The sequence below is a fragment of the Bacillus sp. FSL K6-2819 genome, from assembly GCF_038008305.1.
GTDB classification, from domain to species: domain Bacteria; phylum Bacillota; class Bacilli; order Bacillales; family Bacillaceae; genus Bacillus; species Bacillus amyloliquefaciens.
In genome coordinates, this window is sequence record NZ_JBBOYV010000001.1 from 1209794 (window position 1) to 1228677 (window position 18884).

Sequence of the window (18884 nt, forward strand, 5' to 3'; positions counted from 1 at the left end):
TTATGAAGAGAGCCGGCGGTTTCTTTTCACGGCCCATTCTAAAAGTGCGGCCGCGCATACTCCGACGGTATAGGCGAAAATGTCACTCCACACAAATTGCCAGCCAAGGATCAGCCCGCCGAGCGTGCTGCTTCTGATCGCGTCAATCCACGGCGCGTGATATAACTGGCTGCATTCAATCAGATAGCAGAACGAGAGGCTGAGGATGGCGGATGTTTCTGTCCGGATGTTTCGAAATAAAAATCCGAATCCGGTAAAAATCATGGCCGCCCACAGGGCATCCCCTAAATAAGCGTTTATGATGCCGGGCAGCAGGGCGGTTATGTATGCCGTTCTGGATAGTAAACCGAGGGCGACGATAAAAACGGTCAATGCCCCGTATGTCAATGGATGTCTATTCACTTCACATGTTCCCCTTTTTTTGTACTCCCATGTATTGTAAGGAATGTCGGAGAAGCTGTCTATGAAAAAAACGGCCCGGAAGGCCGCTTTTTTCGCGTTATCTTGCTTTTAAATTGACGTGGTCTGCTTTTTGATCACTGCCGATGACGAAGTGGAGCTCATATTGCCCCGTATGATAGACGTAATCTGTTTCGCCCGTTTTCGGCACCGTCAGAATTTTGTCAGCGCTGCCGATTTGTTTGCTTAAGATGTCAGGGGTGACGCTGCCGAGGTTTAAGCGCCGTTCAACCCCTGTTCCGAAATAGCGGATTTCTGAGATTTTTCCGTTTTTATGATAGGAAAATCCATAACCGGGGTTTCCCATGTTCCAGCTGTATAAATCAAAAGGATTGCGGCTGTCTGCTTTTTGTTCCGGCTCTCCGATTTTATCGTAAACGTCCTGTCTTGTGCTTTCATTGATTTTCAGGCCCTTCACATTTTGGGGCATTTCACCATTGAACGCCGATTGATAAAGGCTGTTCACCAGTTTTTTTGCACTTTGATTTTCCGATTTTGAAGCGGCTGCGGCATGGACGGACTGTGTATCTGAAAATGCTTCCGCCCCGAACGCGCCTCCCGTAAGCATCACTGCCGACAATCCCGTGATGAGTGTTTTTTTCTTCAACATATGTGAATGCCTCCTTTCTACCGCTCATACCCGTATGTTTCCGCAGCTAAACGAGATGTTTTACTGAAAGGCCGGCTGGGAATCATAGAGGATGTAGAGAGGGGTATAGAAAGGGGAAAGGAAAATGGCTGATACAAAGAAGGTTACAATCAATGGGGTTGAAATGGAAGCGGCAGACGGTCAAACCGTTTTGCAGCTTTTGAACAATAGTTCAATCGACGTACCGCACGTGTGCTATCATCCGAGTCTCGGGCCGATTGAAACATGCGATACCTGTATCGTTGATGTAAACGGGGAACTGGTGCGTTCGTGTTCCGCGCAAATAAAGGACGGAGATATCATTGATACGCTGTCGTCCGATGTAAAAAAAGCGCAGATTATCGGCATGGACAACATTTTGCATAACCATGAATTGTACTGCACGGTTTGTGATTACAACAATGGAAGCTGCGAAGTACATAATACCGTAAAGGAAATGAAAATCAATCATCAAAGCATTCCGTTTGATCAAAAACCGTATCCTAAAGATGAATCAAACCCGTTTTACCGGTATGATCCCGATCAGTGCATTTTATGCGGGCGCTGTGTCGAAGCCTGTCAGGACGTACAGGTAACCGAAACCTTAAGCATCGATTGGGATCGGAAACACCCGCGGGTCATTTGGGATCAGGATGTGCCGATCAATGAATCATCATGCGTCTCCTGCGGACATTGTTCGACGGTATGTCCGTGCAATGCCATGATGGAAAAAGGCATGGAAGGCGAAGCGGGGTATTTAACAGGCATCAGCCAAGAGACGCTTCGGCCGATGATTGACATCACAAAAGGCGTCGAAACCGGATACGGGTCGATTTTAGCCATTTCGGATATGGAATCGGCGATGCGCGATGAAAGAATCAAAAAGACAAAAACCGTATGCACCTACTGCGGTGTCGGCTGCAGTTTTGATATATGGACGAAAGGAAGAGACATTTTAAAGGTGGAACCTCAGGCTGAGGCGCCGGCAAACGGAATTTCGACGTGTGTGAAAGGGAAATTCGGCTGGGATTTCGTCAATAGTGAAAAGCGTCTTACCAAACCGCTTATCCGGGAAGGAGACTCGTTTCGGGAAGCGGAATGGGATGAAGCACTGCAGCTGATCGCCGATAAATTTACGGATATAAAAGAACATTTCGGGCCGGACGCGCTTGCTTTCATCACATCTTCCAAATGCACGAATGAAGAATCATACGTGATGCAGAAACTTGCAAGAGCCGTGATCGGCACGAATAATGTCGACAACTGCTCACGCTACTGTCAGTCTCCCGCCACGGCCGGATTGTTCAGGACTGTCGGCTACGGCGGCGACTCAGGATCAATTACAGATATAGAAAAAGCAGAACTCGTGCTGATTATCGGCTCGAATACGTCTGAGTCTCACCCCGTTCTGTCTACACGCATTAAACGTTCTCATAAGCTGCACGGACAGAAGCTCGTCGTGGCTGACTTGCGAAAACATGAAATGGCCGAGCGCTCTGATGTGTTTTTCCAGCCGCGTGCGGGATCAGATATTGTCTGGCTGAATGCCGTATCGAAATATTTGCTTGATCACGATTTGGCGGATACTGCATTTCTGAATGAGAGAGTGAACGGACTGGATGAATTCGTGAAAAGCCTTGAACCTTACACGATGGAATATGCTGAAAAACATACCGGTGTGGACAAGGACACCTTAATCAAAGTAGCCCGGATGATTCATGAAGCCGGCAGTGTGTGCGCACTGTGGGCAATGGGGGTCACCCAGCATATCGGAGGAAGTGATACGAGCACGGCCATTTCCAACCTGCTTCTTGTGACCGGAAATTACGGCAAGCCCGGGGCAGGCTCATATCCGCTTCGGGGCCATAATAACGTGCAGGGTGCCAGTGATTTCGGCAGTATGCCTGACAGCTTCCCCGGCTATGAAAAAGTAACGGATGAAAAAGCCCGCAAAAAGTATGAACAGGGCTGGGGAACAGACCTGCCGCAAGAAATCGGAATGACAAATCATGAAATGATCGAGGGCATCCACTCAGGAAAACTGAAGTCTATGTACTTAAAAGGAGAAGAAATGGGACTTGTCGACTCCAATATCAACCATGTTCATGCCGCCTTTGAAAAGCTTGATTTCTTCGTGGTGCAGGATATCTTTCTTTCGCGTACGGCTGAGTTCGCCGATGTGGTGCTTCCGGCAAGCCCGAGTCTGGAAAAAGAAGGAACGTTTACGAATACGGAACGGAGGGTGCAGCGTCTTTACAAAGCGTTTGAACCGCTGGGCGATTCAAAGCCCGATTGGCAGGTCATTACGGACATCGCCAACCGGCTCGGGGCTGATTGGCGCTATGAACACCCGGCAGACATTATGGAAGAAGCTGCGATGCTTTCGCCGCTCTACGCAGGCGTCACTTATGAACGGCTCGAAGGCTACAATTCACTGCAATGGCCGGTTGCAGCGGACGGAACCGATTCACCGCTTTTATTTACGGACAAGTTTCCGTTTTCAGACGGCAAAGCGGTTCTCTATCCCGTTCAGTGGACGGAGCCGAAGGAATTTGATGAAGAATATGATCTTCATGTGAATAACGGGCGGCTGCTTGAGCATTTTCATGAAGGAAATCTGACTTACCGATCAAAAGGGATATCCGAAAAAACACCGAGTGTATTTCTGGAGGTCTCACCCGAACTCGCTGAAGAAAGAGGGCTTGAAGACGGAACGCTTGTCCGTCTGACATCGCCATACGGGAATGTGAAAGTCAAATGCGTTATCACAGACCGGGTAAAAGGCAAGCAGGTATATCTGCCGATGAACGATTCAAAAGACGCCGCTATTAACCTTTTAACGAGCAGCTATGCGGATAAGGATACCGATACACCGGCCTATAAAGAAACTTCAGCGAAGATGGAGATATTGAAAAAAGAAGGCATTAACCCGCTTCCGAAAATCAATTTCCGATACGGAAACCCGCAGCCGCAGATCGGTGTCCGGGTTGAGCGGAAATGGGCGCGTAAAGATTATGTATTTCCGGGAGACGCCGTAAAAAGGGGGAAACAGCAAAATGGCTAAAGCAATCAGCAACATCCGAAAACAGACCGTCACAGAAGAAGACAAACGAAGAAAGGACTTAGAAGAGATCGAGACGGCTCTTTTAAAAAATAAGGACGCGATTTTGGAGTCACTCCATATTCTTGAGCACATGAACGAGCGCGGTGTTTTGGCGCTGCTGCGCGGACTCTTCGGCCAGGGCGACAAAGTAATGGATATCCTGGTGAAAAAAGCGAATACTCCGGAAACGGCCAATATGCTGAAAAATCTCCTGCTGCTGACCGGAGTCCTCGGCATGCTTGATGTAAAACAGCTTGAACCGTTTATCGTCAAACTCAATGCGGGGGTCACAAAGGCTGTCGAGGAGAAAGACAGCGGCAAAAAGACGGGTTATTTTGATATCGTCCGCGCTTTAAAAGACCCGGAAATCAACAAAGCCGTCACTCTGCTGTTTTCTTTCCTTAAGGGCATGGGTGCTGATACGGGCGGTATGGAGAGAAATACGCAGCCTCCTGAAGACCAAAAGCATCATCAAAAACCGCAGACTGATGAGTGAACATCATCTCCCGAGCCTGTCCTATGGCTCGGGTTTTTTGTGCGCTCCCGCTGCTTTCTTGGGAAAAATTTCACTTCCGGATTCATGACTATTGTTGTGTTATGTTAATAGTTAAGGTTATGAATAGAAATAAATTGAAAATATGTGCTAGGATAAAATTCAAGATACATCAACTATTCAAATATGAAGTAATCAGGAGTGATAACTGTGAGTAACCTGAGGAGCCCGAGACAAGCCATCCAAAGAACCCTGATGAAAGGAAAAGACGGCCTGGACGTATACAACCCTTTTCCTTGGTACGAAAAAATGAGACGCGAAAGTCCCATTCAATTTGATGAAGAAACGAAGGTTTGGAGTGTGTTTTTATACGATGATGCCAAAAAAGTCATCAGTGATAAAGAGACTTTCTCAAGCCTTATGTCTGACATGAAAAGCTCAATTGCAAAGTCCATGCTGAATATGGACCCGCCGAAGCATACCCAAATCAGATCTGCCGTCAATCGCGCTTTTACTCCCCGCGTACTGAAGGAATGGGAGCCGAGAATTGAAGAGATTACCGATAATCTGCTGAAACAGGCAAAAAACAAAGGGCGGATTGATATTGTGAAAGATCTCTCCTATCCTTTGCCGGTCATTGTGATTTCTGAATTGTTAGGTGTTCCGTCCGAACATATGGATCAGTTTAAAAAATGGTCGGACATACTCGTCAGCATGCCGAAAGATGCGAGTCCTGAAGAGGCGGAGAAAAATCAGAAGGAACGTGATCAATGTGAGACAGAGCTGGCGGCATTTTTTGCGGAAATAATAGACAGCAAACGAAAACAGCCCGGCCAAGACATTATTTCAATTTTGATAAAAGAGGAAGAAGAGGGAGAGAAGCTCTCGGCCGAAGACCTGATCCCGTTTTGCAACCTGCTTTTAGTGGCGGGAAATGAAACAACGACTAATCTCATTTCAAATGCGGTTTACAGCATATTGGAGACGCCGGGCCTTTATGAAGAACTGAGGCATGATCCTTCTCTCATTGCGCAAACGGTGGAGGAAACGCTTCGTTTTCGGGCTCCCGCTCCATTTGTCAGAAGGACGGTCCGGCACGACACTGAATTGTGCGGACGCCGTTTAAAAAGCGGAGATATCGTTCTCTGCTACATTGCGTCTGCCAACCGTGATGAAAACAAATTTGAGCAGGCAGACGTATTTGATATTCATCGCCAATCAAATCCGCACCTTTCCTTCGGGTTCGGCGTACACTTCTGCTTAGGCGCTCCGCTTGCCAGACTTGAAGCGGAAGTCGCGCTGAGAGGCATTGTAAAGGCCTTTTCACACTTGGAGCCCGTCCGGGTTGAGCCGATCCAAAACAGTGTCATGTACGGGCTGGACTCTTTAGAAGCGGAGATAAACGAAAACAGGGGAGAAGAAAAAAGATGAAACAAACACATATCGCCATTATTAATGTAGCCGCTCACGGCCATGTCAATCCCACGCTGCCCGTCGCCGAAGAACTTGTCAATCGCGGGCACAGAGTGACATTCGCTACAACTGAGGACTTCGAGGCCTCCGTTGCCAAAACGGGTGCCATTCCCGTTTTATACCGCACAAGCTTTAAGGCAGATCCGGAGACGATAAAAGAACGGGTGAATAAAAATGACGCGTTTGTGATGTTTCTGGAAGAAGCGGCAGAAGTGCTTCCGCAGCTGGAAGAGCTGTACAAAGACGACCTTCCTGATATCGTCCTGTTTGATTTTTTAGCTCTTGCCGGGAAATTGTTTGCGGACAGTTGCGGCATCCCGGCCGTGAAGTTCTGCCCGAGCTATGCAATGAATGAGTATTTTCAATTAGGAAGAGACGAAGAAACACTGGAAGCGGCAAAACAGGCGATAGAAGAATACCAGGAGCAAATTGAAAATGAACAGCTCAAACGGATGACAATGGAAGAATTTTTCATGCCTGAAAAACTGAATATTGTCTTTATGCCAAGGGCCTTTCAGCCGAAACAGGAAACCTTTGATGAACGGTTCTGTTTTGCCGGTCCGTCCCTGGGGGAACGCACAAATACGGGAAGTCTGGAAATTGATGCAGCCGATGACCGTCCGCTTATGCTCATCTCACTGGGAACGGCGTTTAACGCCTGGCCCGAATTTTACCAGATGTGTATCGATGCGTTTCGGGACTCAGATTGGCGGGTCATTATGTCAGTCGGCACAACAATTGATCCGGAAAGTTTTTCGGATGTGCCTGATCACTTTATCATCCGCCAGCACGTTCCGCAGCTTGATGTGCTGGAGAAAGCAAAGCTGTTCATATCTCACGGCGGGATGAACAGTACAATGGAGGCGATGAATGCGGGTGTCCCGCTCGTTGTCGTTCCGCAAATGCACGAACAAGAGGTCACCGCAAAACGTGTCGATGAATTGGGGCTTGGCGTGCATCTGCCGCCGAAGGAAGTCACTGCGGCGCGTCTGCAAAAAGACGTTCAGAAAGTATACGGCGATAAAAACATCCTCAGCCGCGTGAAAAGCATGCAGCAGAAAATAGAAGAAACAGGCGGCGCCAAACAGGCTGTTTGTGCCATTGAAGAATTTTTGAAAGAGGCGGCCGTCGAACATTGATTGAGAAACAGGCAGCGTGCCGGACGGCTGCCTGTTTTGTTATATGTTTTTCTTCATGCCGCATCTCCGGCATTCCCGCAAAAATTTTCCGCCCTTTACCGAACTTTTAAACAGCGTATAGTCGCAATTATCACATCGGCCGCTGTGAACATCAGGATATTCATTGAACTCATAAATGACTGAAGTATCGTAGCCTTTTGTCTCGAACTCTTTTTTTGTTTCCATGATTGAAAGTCCCTCCGCGAATCAAATCGGTTTTCCCGGTTAATGATACAGCAACTGCACGGGGGATTCAACGGAGCCTATCTTGATTTTCCGGTCTGATTGCGTAACAATAATAGAAATAAATGACGGCCTGCCATGGGGCGCCCGGCATCTGAAGGGAAGAAAAAAACAGCGATGGGAAAAGGATTGAACGGAAAACGGATTGCGATCGGCGGTTCGCGGAAAACAGAAGAGATCACGAGATTAATAGAAAAGCAGGGCGGAACGGCAGTTGTCCGTTCCCTCCAAGGAACCGTATACCTGGCGGAGGAACAGATTGAACCCGACGTAAGAACATTTGCTGAGCAAAAAGCCGACTGGGTGATATTCACCACCGGCATCGGTACGGAAACGTTATTGTCAGTATCGGAAAAAATCGGTCTGAAAGAAGAATTTTTAGCGGCCGTTCATGAAGCGAATATCGGCTGCAGGGGCTATAAAACATATGCGGCCTTAAAAAAGCTCGGCGTCACGCCGCATGCTTCAGATGAAGACGGTACGACAAGAGGCCTGATCCGCTCCTTGGAACGGTTTGAATTGAAAGACAAAAAAGTCATGATCCAGCTTCACGGGGAAAAAGCGCCCGTCTTAACGGAATTCCTTGAGAAAAACGGAGCGGAGGTATTCCCTGTTCTGCCTTATCAGCATATTCCGCCTGAAAGGGAGACGGTCGATAAAATGCTGGGAGAGCTGTTAAACGGCGAGGTCGACGCCGTATGTTTTACGACTGCCATTCAAGTGCGTTCTCTCTTTGATTATGCAAAAGAAAAAGGGTCTGCAAAAGAATTGCAGCAAGCATTCGAAACACATGTACTTGCCGCCGCAGTCGGCAAAGTGACGGCTGAAGCGATCCGGGATGAAGGGGTGAATAGAGTCCTTGCTCCGGACATCGAGCGGATGGGAGCGATGATTATCGAGTTATCCCGTTACTATGAATCTCTGACCTTATCATAAACAATCATTCAGCAGGGAGAAAGCCTACGCTTCCCTGCTGAATTTTTTTAATTGCCAATGTTCCGTGAAAAGGGATGGATATGTCAAGGCGCTGAGTATGATACATGTAAGAAGAGCGGAGGCCATCGTTGTAAAAACAATCAACAGCTGAAAGCGCACCGCCTGTATCGGATCAGCTCCAGCTAAAATCTGCCCAGTCATCATGCCGGGAAGCTGAACGAGACCTAATGTTTTCTGGCTTTCAAGCGTCGGTATCATACTGAGCTTCATACTCGACGTTAACATATGCCTGACCGCCTGCTTTGGCGTTCCGCCGAGAGAGAGAATCAGCTGAATTTCTTCTTTCCGCAGCTCCGCTTCCGAACTGAGCCGGTTTAAAAACAGGCTTGAGAGCACCATGGAGTTTCCGATGACCATGCCGCTTATCGGAATCATATATCTTGAAGTAAACGGAATGATGTGAAGGGTCAGTAAAATTCCCTGCGTCACGATTTCCACAATAGCCAGTGTCAAAAAAACGCGCCAAAATGAGCCGATGCGCATTTTTTTCCGTTTGGCGACATTGTGCGAAGCGGCCGTGAGCATGAGAAGCACCATTAATATGATAAACACCGGATGATCACCGTGAAAAATCAGCGACAGCACATAGCCGATGATGAGAAGCTGAATGACGGCTCTGACAGTTGCCACGATCATATCTTTTTCTACGCCGGCTTTAAAAGATTTAGATAGGAATAAAGCGATAATGACAAATACACTTGTCAATAACAGAGAAAGATAATCCATATCAGCACCCGCTCCTTTGTAAAAGCGCCCGGGCCTTTTCGTGTTTCGGTTCTTTAAAGAACGTTTTCGTTTCCGCGGTCTCTAACAGCCGACCCTCAGCCATAAACCATATCGTATCGGATATCCGTTCCGCTTGTTCAAGATTATGGGTGATCCACAGAACCGTCAGCTGCTTTTGCCGATGGAGTTTCATAATCAGTTTCTCAATGATGAGCACAGATGAGGGGTCCAGAGCAGATGTGATTTCATCGAGCAGCAGGATGGACGGCAGGTTGGCGAGGGTTCTCGCTAATGAGAGCTTCTGCCGCTGCCCGCCGGATAATTCTTTTGCATTCCGATCCAGAAGCTCCTGCGGCAGATCTGTAAAATCTGCGAGCTCTTCGGGCGTATAGTGCTGTGTCCCGTGGAGTTTTTCTCCGAGCAGAAGGTTGTCCCGCACCGTGCCCTCAATAACGGGAGCTGATTGAAATGCAAGTCCCGCGGTTTTTCTGAGCTCTCTGATGTCCCAGTGCCTTATGTCTTTTCCGAATACAAGCACTTCGCCTTCATCAGGGGTATTCATCAGATTGCACAGTGACAGCAGTGTGCTCTTTCCCGCGCCGGAAGGCCCTATCAACGCCGTAATAGAGCCTTTTTGTATATGTCCGGTTACTCCGCTGAGGACATCAAAGGCTGTATTGTTTTGTTCAAAGCGTTTGCCGGCTGACAGAAAAGATATTGCCGGAATTTTTTCTTTCATACAGAATAACACCTTTCGTAAAAAAATCAGGAACCGGTGAGATCGGCTGATGTTTGATCCGCCGTTTTCGGGTCAGCCTGCCGGGAAGCGAATGTATGCATGACCATTCCCGCAATAATAATGAACAGTCCGGCAAACGAAAGAAGTGACGGAAACGCTGCGGATAAAAAGACGATCTCGCCGATCAGTGCAAAAAGAACCTCTCCGGATTGTGTCGCTTCTACAGCAGCGAGCTTCTGCGGCTCATTCCTCACCATATCGGTGGCGCGGAAAAATAATACTGTTGCTATAACGCCTGAGCTGAGTGCAACGATAAAGGATTGGAATGTCTGTCCCATTGACGGAAGACCGTCTCTGTGCCAGCCGAAAGCGGCAATCAAAAGCCAAAACGGTAAGCTGGCGAGCGTCATGCCGAGCACGCGCTGAAACGTATCGAGTTTTCCGCCGTATTGTTCCAGCATTTTACGGTTGCCGAGCGGATAGGCAAAAGCGGCGATGACCACCGGCACAACACTGAGTATTATCGTGCGGCCGGACAGGGAGCCTGCATGCTGAAGCTGTATCAGGCCGGCTCCTATCAGGATGATGACGGAAGTAACCAGCGAAATAAGCGGAATCTTTTGTCTGACGAGAACCGGACCCGCCGGGGAATCTTTTGTTTCGCAGAAAAACGGCGACAGAAGCACGCCCGCGACAATTGTAATCTGCCATGTGCCGGCGATCAGCCAGCCCGGCCCGTATGCCGCCGCAAAGGTAATCGGAGCATAAAAAAGCACGAAGCCGGTAAAACTCCATTTCAGCCAAAAAAACGGTTTTTTCCGGATTTCATGCCAGAGCGGCCCCCACTTTCCTTTCGCATAAACGATCACAAATAAAAACGGAACCATAAAAAGAAAACGCAGGGAAGAGCTCCATATCCAGCTTCCGCCAGAGAGCTCCATCGCCCTGTTTAAAATAAATGTGACTGCAAAAAACAGAGACGCCAATATTCCGATTAAGATGGCTTTCATTAAATCCCTCATTTTGACACATATTTTTTTATACTATACTATTCACCGGCAGGCTCCGCAATGGAATATGAGAAAATAGCGTTTTAATAAATGATGAATGGGAAACAGACATATACGGAGGTGAACACAATGCAGAAAGAGGATATTCAAGTTCTTTATTTTGAAGATGACGGCTGCATTCCGAATAACCCGAATCTTCCGCTTGTCATTTATAAAGCGGTATTTAATGAAGAAACGGTGCGGAAAGCAGAGACGGTTCTCCGCCGGCATGATTGGTCGAACAGCTGGACGGGCGGGGTGTTTCCGTATCACCATTTTCACAGCACCACGCACGAAGTTCTTGTCGCGGTAAAAGGAAAGGCGGTATTGAGGTTCGGCGGAGAACAAGGGGCGGACGCCGTTCTTGAAACGGGAGACGCAGCGGTCATTCCGGCCGGCACCGGACATAAAAAACTGTCAGGCAGTTCTGATTTTACCGTGATCGGCGCTTATCCGGGCGGCCGGCAGTACGATACAAAAACGGAGAAAAATGATAGAACTTTAAAAGAAATCAGCCGTGTCCCGCTCCCGGAATATGACCCCTTTACGGGAAAAACGGGACCGCTTTTAAAAATGTGGGGAAAATGACAGGGGATAAGCGGATGGTCTGTAAAAAAATAGTCTGAAAGAAACGTTATTACACCCCCGCCATATAAATAATTTCATAAACGAAACAATTCACGTTCAAATTTTGTTCAAAAAGTGTTATTATATAAGAGTAAATCAAATTGGGGTTTTTTATGTTTGCTATTTTCAGAGAGGAAAAAAGAAATTTTGACTTATTCAATTGTTTTTGTTGATATAAAAATAATACTGAATATGGCAAAGTGAAAAACTGGGTAGTAAACATTTATTTTTGTAAATGATTGTGCATGAATTCACAATCTTGCTTTTTCATGCTTTTCTGCATGAAAGGGGAAAGGCTACCCTTTCCAAAAAAATCAGCATACTGCTTATAGTAAAGGAGAATCGGATATGCCAGAAACAATCGATCAAACAAATGCATCTGTCAGCCAAGGCCAACGCGATCTTATCGATCAGCTGCTAAAACCTGAAGTTCAAGAATCACTGACTGTTTTAGTGGATCAGCTTCCAAAACTGACTGAGTTAGTAAATATTTTAACGAAGTCTTATGATTTTGCACAGTCTGTAGCGACAGACGAAGTATTGAAGAGCGATACAGTGGGTGCGCTTACAGAAATTCTTGAGCCGGTGAAAGAAACAGCGAAAGAAGTCGCAGCTACTGCGATCGAAGCAAAAGACCGCGCGGATGCAAGCAATGAGACAATCGGACTTTTCGGCCTGCTGCGCATGCTGAAAGATCCTCAAGCTCAAAAGCTGTTCCGTTTTGCTAACAGCTATCTTGAAATCATGAACGAAAAACAAAAATAATCTCAGATTCAAATTGATATAAAGGACGGAGGATATACGATGTCAAAACATATTGTCATTTTAGGCGCTGGTTACGGCGGAATTCTTTCTGCTTTAACCGTTCGCAAACATTACAGTAAAGATGAAGCACGCGTAACCGTTGTGAACAAATTCCCGACTCACCAAATTATTACGGAACTGCACCGCCTTGCAGCCGGCAACGTGTCTGAACAGGCTGTTGCTATGCCGCTTGAAAAACTCCTGAAAGGAAAAGACGTTGACATTAAAATCGCAGAAGTCAATTCTTTCTCAGTTGATAAGAAAGAAGTTGCCCTTTCTGACGGTTCTAAGCTGACTTATGACGCGCTTGTTGTCGGTCTTGGTTCAGTTACTGCTTATTTCGGCATTCCTGGACTCGAAGAAAACAGCATGGTGCTGAAATCTGCTGCTGATGCCAACAAAGTATACAAACACGTGGAAGACCGTGTGCGTGAATACTCTAAAACGAAAAACGAAGCTGATGCAACGATTCTTATCGGCGGCGGCGGCTTAACAGGTGTTGAGCTTGTCGGTGAACTTGCTGACATCATGCCGAACCTTACGAAAAAATACGGCGTAGATCCGACAGAAATCAAACTGAAATTAGTTGAAGCAGGTCCGAAAATTCTTCCTGTTCTTCCTGATGATCTTATCGAACGCGCGACAAAAAGTCTTGAAAAACGCGGTGTTGAGTTCTTAACAGGTCTTCCTGTTACAAACGTGGAAGGAAACGTCATTGATCTGAAAGACGGTTCAAAAGTCGTTGCCAACACATTTGTATGGACAGGCGGCGTACAAGGCAACCCGTTAGTCGGTGAATCTGGCCTTGAAGTGAACCGCGGCCGCGCGACTGTGAACGATTTCTTACAATCTACTTCTCATGAAGATGTATTTGTTGTCGGAGACAGCGCTGTATACTTTGCGCCGGACGGCCGTCCGTACCCGCCGACAGCTCAAATCGCTTGGCAGATGGGTGAACTTGTCGGTTACAACCTGTTCGCTTACTTAGAAGGAAAAACGCTTGAAACATTCAAGCCTGTAAACTCTGGTACGCTTGCAAGCCTCGGACGTAAAGACGCGGTTGCCATCATCGGAGCGAACTCTACTCCGCTGAAAGGTCTTCCTGCATCATTAATGAAAGAAGCAAGTAACGTACGTTATTTAACACATATCAAAGGATTATTCAGCCTCGCTTACTAATCCTTCAGATGACAATGAAGACATTGCCGGACTTTCTCGGCAATGTCTTTTTTTTGTGTATCAGTTAATACAATATTTTGAAAAATAAAATAAAAATGATTGATATGTGAGAAAGAGGAAGCTAAAATAAAAAAGAACGAAAATTGTTAACGTTAACATTTTATAAGGGAGGATGAGAGTGTGAAAGCTTTTATGGGCGATGATTTTTTACTTGATAGTAAAACTGCCGTAAAGCTGTATCGGGAATACGCTGAAAAAATGCCGATTATTGATTATCACTGTCACTTGAGCCCGAAGGAAATCTATGAAAATAAAACCTTCGCAACCATTACGGAGGCATGGCTTTACGGTGATCACTATAAGTGGCGGATCATGAGAGCCAACGGCATCGAAGAGCGCTGCATTACCGGAAACGCATCAGATGAAGAGAAGTTTTTCGCCTGGGCTAAAACAGTGCCGATGGCGATAGGCAACCCGCTGTACAGCTGGACGCATTTAGAGCTGCAGCGCTGGTTCGGTATTTATGACGTATTGAATGAAAAAACCGCACCGGAAATTTGGGAAAAAACGAATGAGCTCTTGCAGGGAGAAGGGTTTGGCGCGAGGGATCGGCAGCATGCCGAGCTCATTCAGGACTTACATCATACAAAACCTCAACTTTAGTGATTTTATGGACTGCCCGTTAATGGTACAATAGAAATAAATGACAGTATACAGAAAGAAAGGAAAACCGAATGGTAACCATAAAAGATATCGCAAAACTCGCCAACGTATCCCACACAACCGTATCCCGGGCACTTAACGGCAGCCCCTACATTAAAGAGCATACAAAACAGAAAATATTAGAGCTCGCTTCACAGCTGAATTACACACCGAATGTAAATGCAAAAAGTCTTGCCATGCAAAAGTCCCATACGATCGGACTGTTTTTTACAAGCATCACAAACGGAACCTCACACAGCTTTTTTTCCGATACCATCAAAGGTGTAAACCGCACAATCAGTGAGGAATACAATTTGTTCGTGCGCGCGATTGACGATCTGAAAAGCTTTGAAACCATTACGCCCATGAGGTACGACGGAATCATCTTAATGAGCCAAAGCGACAGCGATAACTCCTTTATTTATCATATCCGCGAGAAAAACATCCCGCTCGTTGTGCTAAACCGGGACATTGACGACCGGAGCATCACCAATATTTTATCAAACGATAAAGAAGGTTCCAGACAAGCGGTCGACTGTCTGATTGCAAACGGACACAGAGATATCGCGATTATTGAGGGGAAGGAAGGATTCAGGTCAACCGCACAGCGGAAAGAAGGCTATTTGACGGCTTTAATTGATCATTCAATTCCGATTAAGCATGAATACAGTGTAAAAGGCCGCTATGATATGGAAAGCGGCAGTCAGGCGATGGAAAAACTATTAGCGCTTCAATCACCGCCCACGGCTGTTTTCTGTTCAAATGATGATATGGCGATCGGTGCGATGAATGCTATTTTCGCCAAAGGCCTGAACGTTCCGGAAGACATATCCGTTATCGGATTTGATGACATCGGCATTTCCCAATACATGACGCCGAGGCTTTCGACAGTAAAACGCCCGGTTGAAAAAATCAGCATACTCGGCGCAGAGAAGATTTTAGCGCTTATCGCCGACCCGAATACAGCGGCGGAAAAAATGTATGAAAACACCGAGGTGATGATCAGAGATTCAATCAAAAAACTCACATAACGGCCCGTCTGAATAACCGGGTTTTCGCGCGAAAAAATGTTAACGTGTGCAAAATGCAGAAGGAGGCGGACAGCTTGCGGCAGCTGAATAAAAAAATGTGCGGCGAATACATTCAATATCCTGAAAAAGTCCTTCAGTTCGGCAAAGGCAGCATCAATACGGATGCTCGCAGCTGGGCGATGATCATGAGAATACGAAACAAATACTGATAAATGCCATCCGCCATCCGAATGCGGGCGGTGTGCTTGTGTTAGGGCTCGGCTGTGAAAATAATGAGCTGGCAGCGATAAAGGAAACGCTCTCTGAAGTGAACGAGGATCGGGTGAAATTTCTCGAATCACAGGCTGTCACAGATGAAATTGAAGCAGGGACTGCGCTTCTTAAAGACATACACTTTGCGGCAAGGGGAGATAAACGTGAAGAAATTCCGCTGTCAGAATTGAACATCGGATTGAAATGCGGCGGCTCTGACGGATTTTCCGGCATTACTGCAAACCCTTTATTAGGGAGATTTTCAGATTACTTGATTGCACAAGGCGGGAGCATGGTCTTAACAGAAGTTCCTGAGATGTTCGGGGCTGAGACAATTCTCATGCAGCGCGCGGCGAGCGAGGAAGTGTTTCATAAAACAGTCCGATTGATCAATGATTTCAAGCAATATTTTAAAAAGCACGAGCAGCCGATTTATGAAAATCCGTCACCCGGGAATAAGGAGGGCGGCATTTCAACGCTCGAAGACAAGTCGCTCGGCTACACACAAAAGGCCGGAACGGCACCTGTTTCGGATGTTCTGGCATACGGCGACACATTGAAAACAAAGGGACTGACACTGCTCAGTGCACCCGGCAATGATTTAATCGCTTCCTCAGCGCTCGCCGCAGCCGGATGCCACATCGTTCTGTTTACAACCGGAAGAGGCACGCCGTTCGGCACAGTTGTCCCGACTGTGAAAGTATCAACAAACACCGATTTATTTCAATCAAAGCCTCATTGGATTGATTATAACGCTGGCAGATTGGCGGAAGAACAAACAACAGAAGATCACATTGTAAGAGAATTCATTCAATACAACATCAAAGTTGCAAGCGGAGAATTCGTCAATAACGAAAAAAATGATTTTCGGGAGCTTGCGATTTTTAAGTCCGGTGTGACGTTATAAGGGAAAAGGCGATCCGTGATAGGGTCGTCTTTTTGCATTGCATGGGTGCACGGAACGGAATGGCGCCTTAAATTAAAGGAGATTTTTATAATATATATAATTATTATGGAAGATTGATTTTCAGATCACGAAATTTCAGAGGAGATCCAAATGAATACTATTTTATATATTGAAGATGACCAAGAAATTGGACAATTTGTAAAGGATGATTTAGAAGAACGGGGTTATATGATTATCTGGCTCACTTCTTCCTATAATTACGAAAAATACATAGAAAAGGCAGACCTTATCGTACTTGATATTATGATGCCTGGTTTAGATGGATTTACAATCGGCCAAAGGATGAAAAAAACACATCCGCAGATCCCTATCTTGCTGTTAACAGCAAGAACAGGTTTAGAAGATAAACTGAAAGGCTTAGAATTTTCGGATGATTATGTGACTAAGCCCTTTCATCCCGATGAACTGGCCGCACGAGTTGAAGTATTGTTAAGAAGGTTTGATAAGACTGCTATTCATGAATTGAAGTTAAAACACTTAAGTATTTACTTGAAAGAAAAAAGGATTTTAAATAATCAAAGTCATGAGGAAATATTTTTAACTGACAAGCAGTTAAGGATTTTTTTGCTTTTGCTTAGACATCCCAATCAAATATTAACAAAGGAACAAATTTATGAAAATATTTGGGGACAGCCTTATATCGAAGGGGATAAAACGTTAATGGTACATATTCGGCATTTACGGCAAAAAATCGAGATAAACCCAAACGAGCCGGAGATTCTTGAAACAATCAGAGGAATTGGATACAGGATTAAACAATGAAATTATCGACAAAGTACCTTATTAATATCATTGCCTCAATTTTGTTTTTTCCGATAGCGTTTTTAGGCGTTAATTTTCTATATTATGTTACGTTAACATATATTATTGATCATCAGGGACAAGTACATTATGAACCAAATAAACTTGAAAGTGATTGGAAATCCGATGTCGAAAACTTATCAGGAAAGTCTAATCGGGAAATTACGGCTGCTTTCCAGCACATGAAGCAATATAAACACTCTGATATCATTTGGATAAATGATAAGGGAAAGGTGATTTTTTCGACATCAGATCGGTTCGCCAAAAAAGGTGAGCTGATTCATGTAAGCGAATTGACCAAATTCATGGAACAAAACCAACCGAAATATTTATTGCTGAGTGCTTATTTAAGTGGAGATGAAGACAGCGGGTATGCATTTTTAGAAACTCCGCGATCAATTATAGGATCTCAATGGGAAGTTATGAGGGCTAAGTATTCCTATATATGGTTTATCGCTTTGATTTTTGTCTGTTCACTGTTTGTGTTCAATTCGTGGATGTTTTTTGCAAAAATACAAAAAAGGTTAATTTCTCTGGGGAATCATATGAAAAAACAAGATAATGACGGCATACCGGAATTTGTAACAGTTAAACAGAATGATGAATTGGGACAAGTGGAATATTCATTCAATCAGATGGTTGAAGAACTGAGGAACAGCAGACTAAAAGAGCGTGAAGAAGGAGAAATCCGAAAAAACTTAATTGCTGATTTATCTCATGACTTAAGGACACCTCTTACGGTTATCAGAGGACATACATTTACGTTAAAGAATGAAATAAACAGCGAAAAGGGAAAGCGTTCACTAGGCATTATAAATGATAAAATAACTTTTATGGGCGAACTGATTGACAATTTGTCATCATTTTCTCTTCTTGCCGCAGGTAAATTGCCTCTTCATAAAAAGAGCTGTGACATCTTAAAGATTATACGTTCCTCGTTAACAGCTTGGTATCCGATTTTTGAGAAAGAGCACTTTACAATAGATATTGACCTGCAAGAAAACATTGTGTGGGAAATAGACGAGACTTGGCTGAAAAGAATTCTTGATAACATTTTTCAGAATGTTTTGCGCCATGCAAATTCAGGAAAATACGTCTCAGTACAGACAAAGTTAATTGAAAACAAACCCGTTATCATAATTGAGGATATGGGCCCGGGAATGAATTATAAATCCGAAAGAAAAGGCGCTGGAATTGGATTATCTATCATTAATATGATGCTCAGCCAGATGAGGCTTGAACATAAAATAAAGAGCAATCAAAATGGAACGGTTTTTATTATTAACCAAAACAGCAGTGAAGAAACGTGAAGCCATAGCGGTTTCACGTATTTTTATGTTGAGAAATTTAAACTTAAATTAACCTTGATTATATCTTCTTTTTAACCTCGTAAGTTTATATTATAAACAGAACAAGACGGAAAGGGATGATGAG

General features: G+C 45.2%; 18 protein-coding genes and 2 pseudogenes. 14 read left to right on the plus strand and 6 right to left on the minus strand.

What is annotated here, in order from left to right; genetic code table 11:
* Together MHH91_RS06365 and MHH91_RS06370 are read right to left on the minus strand one after the other, a co-directional pair.
* On the minus strand, positions 1-402 hold the full coding sequence (locus MHH91_RS06365) for a ribosomal maturation YjgA family protein (protein WP_013351907.1): 402 nt from the start codon (positions 400-402) through the stop codon (positions 1-3).
* 97 nt (positions 403-499) lie between these two features.
* Positions 500-1069 (minus strand): YjgB family protein, encoded by a 570-nt coding sequence (locus tag MHH91_RS06370; RefSeq protein WP_013351908.1) that lies wholly within the window; start codon positions 1067-1069, stop codon positions 500-502.
* A gap of 124 nt (positions 1070-1193) precedes the next feature.
* Between MHH91_RS06370 and fdhF the strand changes: the two genes are divergently transcribed.
* The 4 genes from fdhF (at position 1194) to MHH91_RS06390 (ending at position 7295) form a co-directional block, all read left to right on the plus strand.
* Positions 1194-4151 carry a formate dehydrogenase subunit alpha gene (fdhF, locus tag MHH91_RS06375; RefSeq protein WP_014470513.1) on the plus strand — a complete coding sequence of 986 codons (2958 nt, stop codon included), beginning with the start codon at positions 1194-1196 and terminating at the stop codon, positions 4149-4151.
* Positions 4144-4686 (plus strand): DUF1641 domain-containing protein, encoded by a 543-nt coding sequence (locus tag MHH91_RS06380; protein WP_013351914.1) that lies wholly within the window; start codon positions 4144-4146, stop codon positions 4684-4686. Before fdhF ends, MHH91_RS06380 begins: the two co-directional genes overlap by 8 nt.
* A gap of 207 nt (positions 4687-4893) precedes the next feature.
* A complete protein-coding gene (locus MHH91_RS06385; RefSeq protein WP_013351913.1) occupies positions 4894-6114 on the plus strand; it encodes a cytochrome P450 in 1221 nt (406 codons plus the stop codon).
* Positions 6111-7295 carry a macrolide family glycosyltransferase gene (locus tag MHH91_RS06390; RefSeq protein ID WP_013351912.1) on the plus strand — a complete coding sequence of 395 codons (1185 nt, stop codon included), beginning with the start codon at positions 6111-6113 and terminating at the stop codon, positions 7293-7295. Before MHH91_RS06385 ends, MHH91_RS06390 begins: the two co-directional genes overlap by 4 nt.
* A gap of 39 nt (positions 7296-7334) precedes the next feature.
* Here MHH91_RS06390 and MHH91_RS06395 read toward each other — a convergent pair whose 3' ends face one another.
* The gene (locus MHH91_RS06395) at positions 7335-7520 is read right to left on the minus strand and encodes a hypothetical protein (RefSeq protein WP_003154919.1); all 186 of its coding nucleotides are present in this window, start codon (positions 7518-7520) and stop codon (positions 7335-7337) included.
* A 174-nt stretch (positions 7521-7694) separates the two neighbouring features.
* Between MHH91_RS06395 and MHH91_RS06400 the strand changes: the two genes are divergently transcribed.
* On the plus strand, positions 7695-8513 hold the full coding sequence (locus MHH91_RS06400; RefSeq protein ID WP_038463212.1) for a uroporphyrinogen-III synthase: 819 nt from the start codon (positions 7695-7697) through the stop codon (positions 8511-8513).
* Between the two features lie 24 nt (positions 8514-8537).
* On the opposite strand, the gene MHH91_RS06405 is transcribed toward MHH91_RS06400, so the two are convergent.
* The 3 genes from MHH91_RS06405 to MHH91_RS06415 are packed head-to-tail and all read right to left on the minus strand — an operon-like array spanning position 8538 to position 11048.
* Positions 8538-9299: an ABC transporter permease gene (locus tag MHH91_RS06405; protein ID WP_013351910.1), complete on the minus strand. Its 762-nt coding sequence runs from the start codon at positions 9297-9299 to the stop codon at positions 8538-8540.
* A gap of 1 nt (position 9300) precedes the next feature.
* Positions 9301-10038, minus strand: coding sequence for an ABC transporter ATP-binding protein (locus tag MHH91_RS06410; protein WP_014470512.1), 738 nt, complete (start codon positions 10036-10038; stop codon positions 9301-9303).
* A gap of 26 nt (positions 10039-10064) precedes the next feature.
* A complete protein-coding gene (locus tag MHH91_RS06415) occupies positions 10065-11048 on the minus strand; it encodes a DMT family transporter (protein ID WP_013351918.1) in 984 nt (327 codons plus the stop codon).
* A 129-nt stretch (positions 11049-11177) separates the two neighbouring features.
* Between MHH91_RS06415 and MHH91_RS06420 the strand changes: the two genes are divergently transcribed.
* The 9 genes and pseudogenes from MHH91_RS06420 (at position 11178) to MHH91_RS06460 (ending at position 18760) form a co-directional block, all read left to right on the plus strand.
* Complete coding sequence (locus MHH91_RS06420) at positions 11178-11675, plus strand: cupin domain-containing protein (protein ID WP_013351919.1); 498 nt, start codon at positions 11178-11180, stop codon at positions 11673-11675.
* A gap of 387 nt (positions 11676-12062) precedes the next feature.
* Positions 12063-12479 (plus strand): DUF1641 domain-containing protein, encoded by a 417-nt coding sequence (locus MHH91_RS06425; protein ID WP_003154908.1) that lies wholly within the window; start codon positions 12063-12065, stop codon positions 12477-12479.
* A 39-nt stretch (positions 12480-12518) separates the two neighbouring features.
* A complete protein-coding gene (locus tag MHH91_RS06430) occupies positions 12519-13697 on the plus strand; it encodes an NAD(P)/FAD-dependent oxidoreductase (protein ID WP_013351920.1) in 1179 nt (392 codons plus the stop codon).
* Positions 13698-13877: 180 nt separating this feature from the next.
* A pseudogene (locus MHH91_RS06435) lies at positions 13878-14306 on the plus strand (glucuronate isomerase); the annotation flags it as partial.
* Positions 14307-14431: 125 nt separating this feature from the next.
* Positions 14432-15430 (plus strand): LacI family DNA-binding transcriptional regulator, encoded by a 999-nt coding sequence (locus MHH91_RS06440; protein WP_014471712.1) that lies wholly within the window; start codon positions 14432-14434, stop codon positions 15428-15430.
* A gap of 74 nt (positions 15431-15504) precedes the next feature.
* Positions 15505-15639 (plus strand): hypothetical protein, encoded by a 135-nt coding sequence (locus tag MHH91_RS06445; protein ID WP_013351923.1) that lies wholly within the window; start codon positions 15505-15507, stop codon positions 15637-15639.
* A pseudogene (locus MHH91_RS06450) lies at positions 15579-16589 on the plus strand (UxaA family hydrolase); the annotation flags it as partial. The gene MHH91_RS06445 and the pseudogene MHH91_RS06450, both read left to right, overlap by 61 nt.
* 150 nt (positions 16590-16739) lie before the next feature.
* Entirely contained in the window at positions 16740-17411 is a 672-nt protein-coding gene (locus tag MHH91_RS06455; protein ID WP_013351925.1) for a response regulator transcription factor, read from the plus strand.
* On the plus strand, positions 17408-18760 hold the full coding sequence (locus tag MHH91_RS06460) for a sensor histidine kinase (RefSeq protein WP_014470508.1): 1353 nt from the start codon (positions 17408-17410) through the stop codon (positions 18758-18760). The genes MHH91_RS06455 and MHH91_RS06460 overlap by 4 nt, the downstream gene beginning before the upstream one ends.
* Positions 18761-18884: the final 124 nt, after the last annotated feature.

Excerpts from the sequence above, each read along its gene's own strand:
- MHH91_RS06430 (WP_013351920.1), top strand. The coding sequence starts at position 12,519 with ATGTCAAAACATATTGTCATTTTAGGCGCTGGTTACGGCGGAATTCTT.
- MHH91_RS06370 (WP_013351908.1), bottom strand. The coding sequence starts at position 1,069 with ATGTTGAAGAAAAAAACACTCATCACGGGATTGTCGGCAGTGATGCTT.
- MHH91_RS06410 (WP_014470512.1), bottom strand. The coding sequence starts at position 10,038 with ATGAAAGAAAAAATTCCGGCAATATCTTTTCTGTCAGCCGGCAAACGC.
- MHH91_RS06425 (WP_003154908.1), top strand. The coding sequence starts at position 12,063 with ATGCCAGAAACAATCGATCAAACAAATGCATCTGTCAGCCAAGGCCAA.
- MHH91_RS06380 (WP_013351914.1), top strand. The coding sequence starts at position 4,144 with ATGGCTAAAGCAATCAGCAACATCCGAAAACAGACCGTCACAGAAGAA.
- MHH91_RS06395 (WP_003154919.1), bottom strand. The coding sequence starts at position 7,520 with ATGGAAACAAAAAAAGAGTTCGAGACAAAAGGCTACGATACTTCAGTC.
- MHH91_RS06440 (WP_014471712.1), top strand. The coding sequence starts at position 14,432 with ATGGTAACCATAAAAGATATCGCAAAACTCGCCAACGTATCCCACACA.
- MHH91_RS06420 (WP_013351919.1), top strand. The coding sequence starts at position 11,178 with ATGCAGAAAGAGGATATTCAAGTTCTTTATTTTGAAGATGACGGCTGC.
- MHH91_RS06455 (WP_013351925.1), top strand. The coding sequence starts at position 16,740 with ATGAATACTATTTTATATATTGAAGATGACCAAGAAATTGGACAATTT.
- MHH91_RS06400 (WP_038463212.1), top strand. The coding sequence starts at position 7,695 with ATGGGAAAAGGATTGAACGGAAAACGGATTGCGATCGGCGGTTCGCGG.
- MHH91_RS06405 (WP_013351910.1), bottom strand. The coding sequence starts at position 9,299 with ATGGATTATCTTTCTCTGTTATTGACAAGTGTATTTGTCATTATCGCT.
- MHH91_RS06390 (WP_013351912.1), top strand. The coding sequence starts at position 6,111 with ATGAAACAAACACATATCGCCATTATTAATGTAGCCGCTCACGGCCAT.
- MHH91_RS06460 (WP_014470508.1), top strand. The coding sequence starts at position 17,408 with ATGAAATTATCGACAAAGTACCTTATTAATATCATTGCCTCAATTTTG.
- MHH91_RS06415 (WP_013351918.1), bottom strand. The coding sequence starts at position 11,048 with ATGAAAGCCATCTTAATCGGAATATTGGCGTCTCTGTTTTTTGCAGTC.
- fdhF (WP_014470513.1), top strand. The coding sequence starts at position 1,194 with ATGGCTGATACAAAGAAGGTTACAATCAATGGGGTTGAAATGGAAGCG.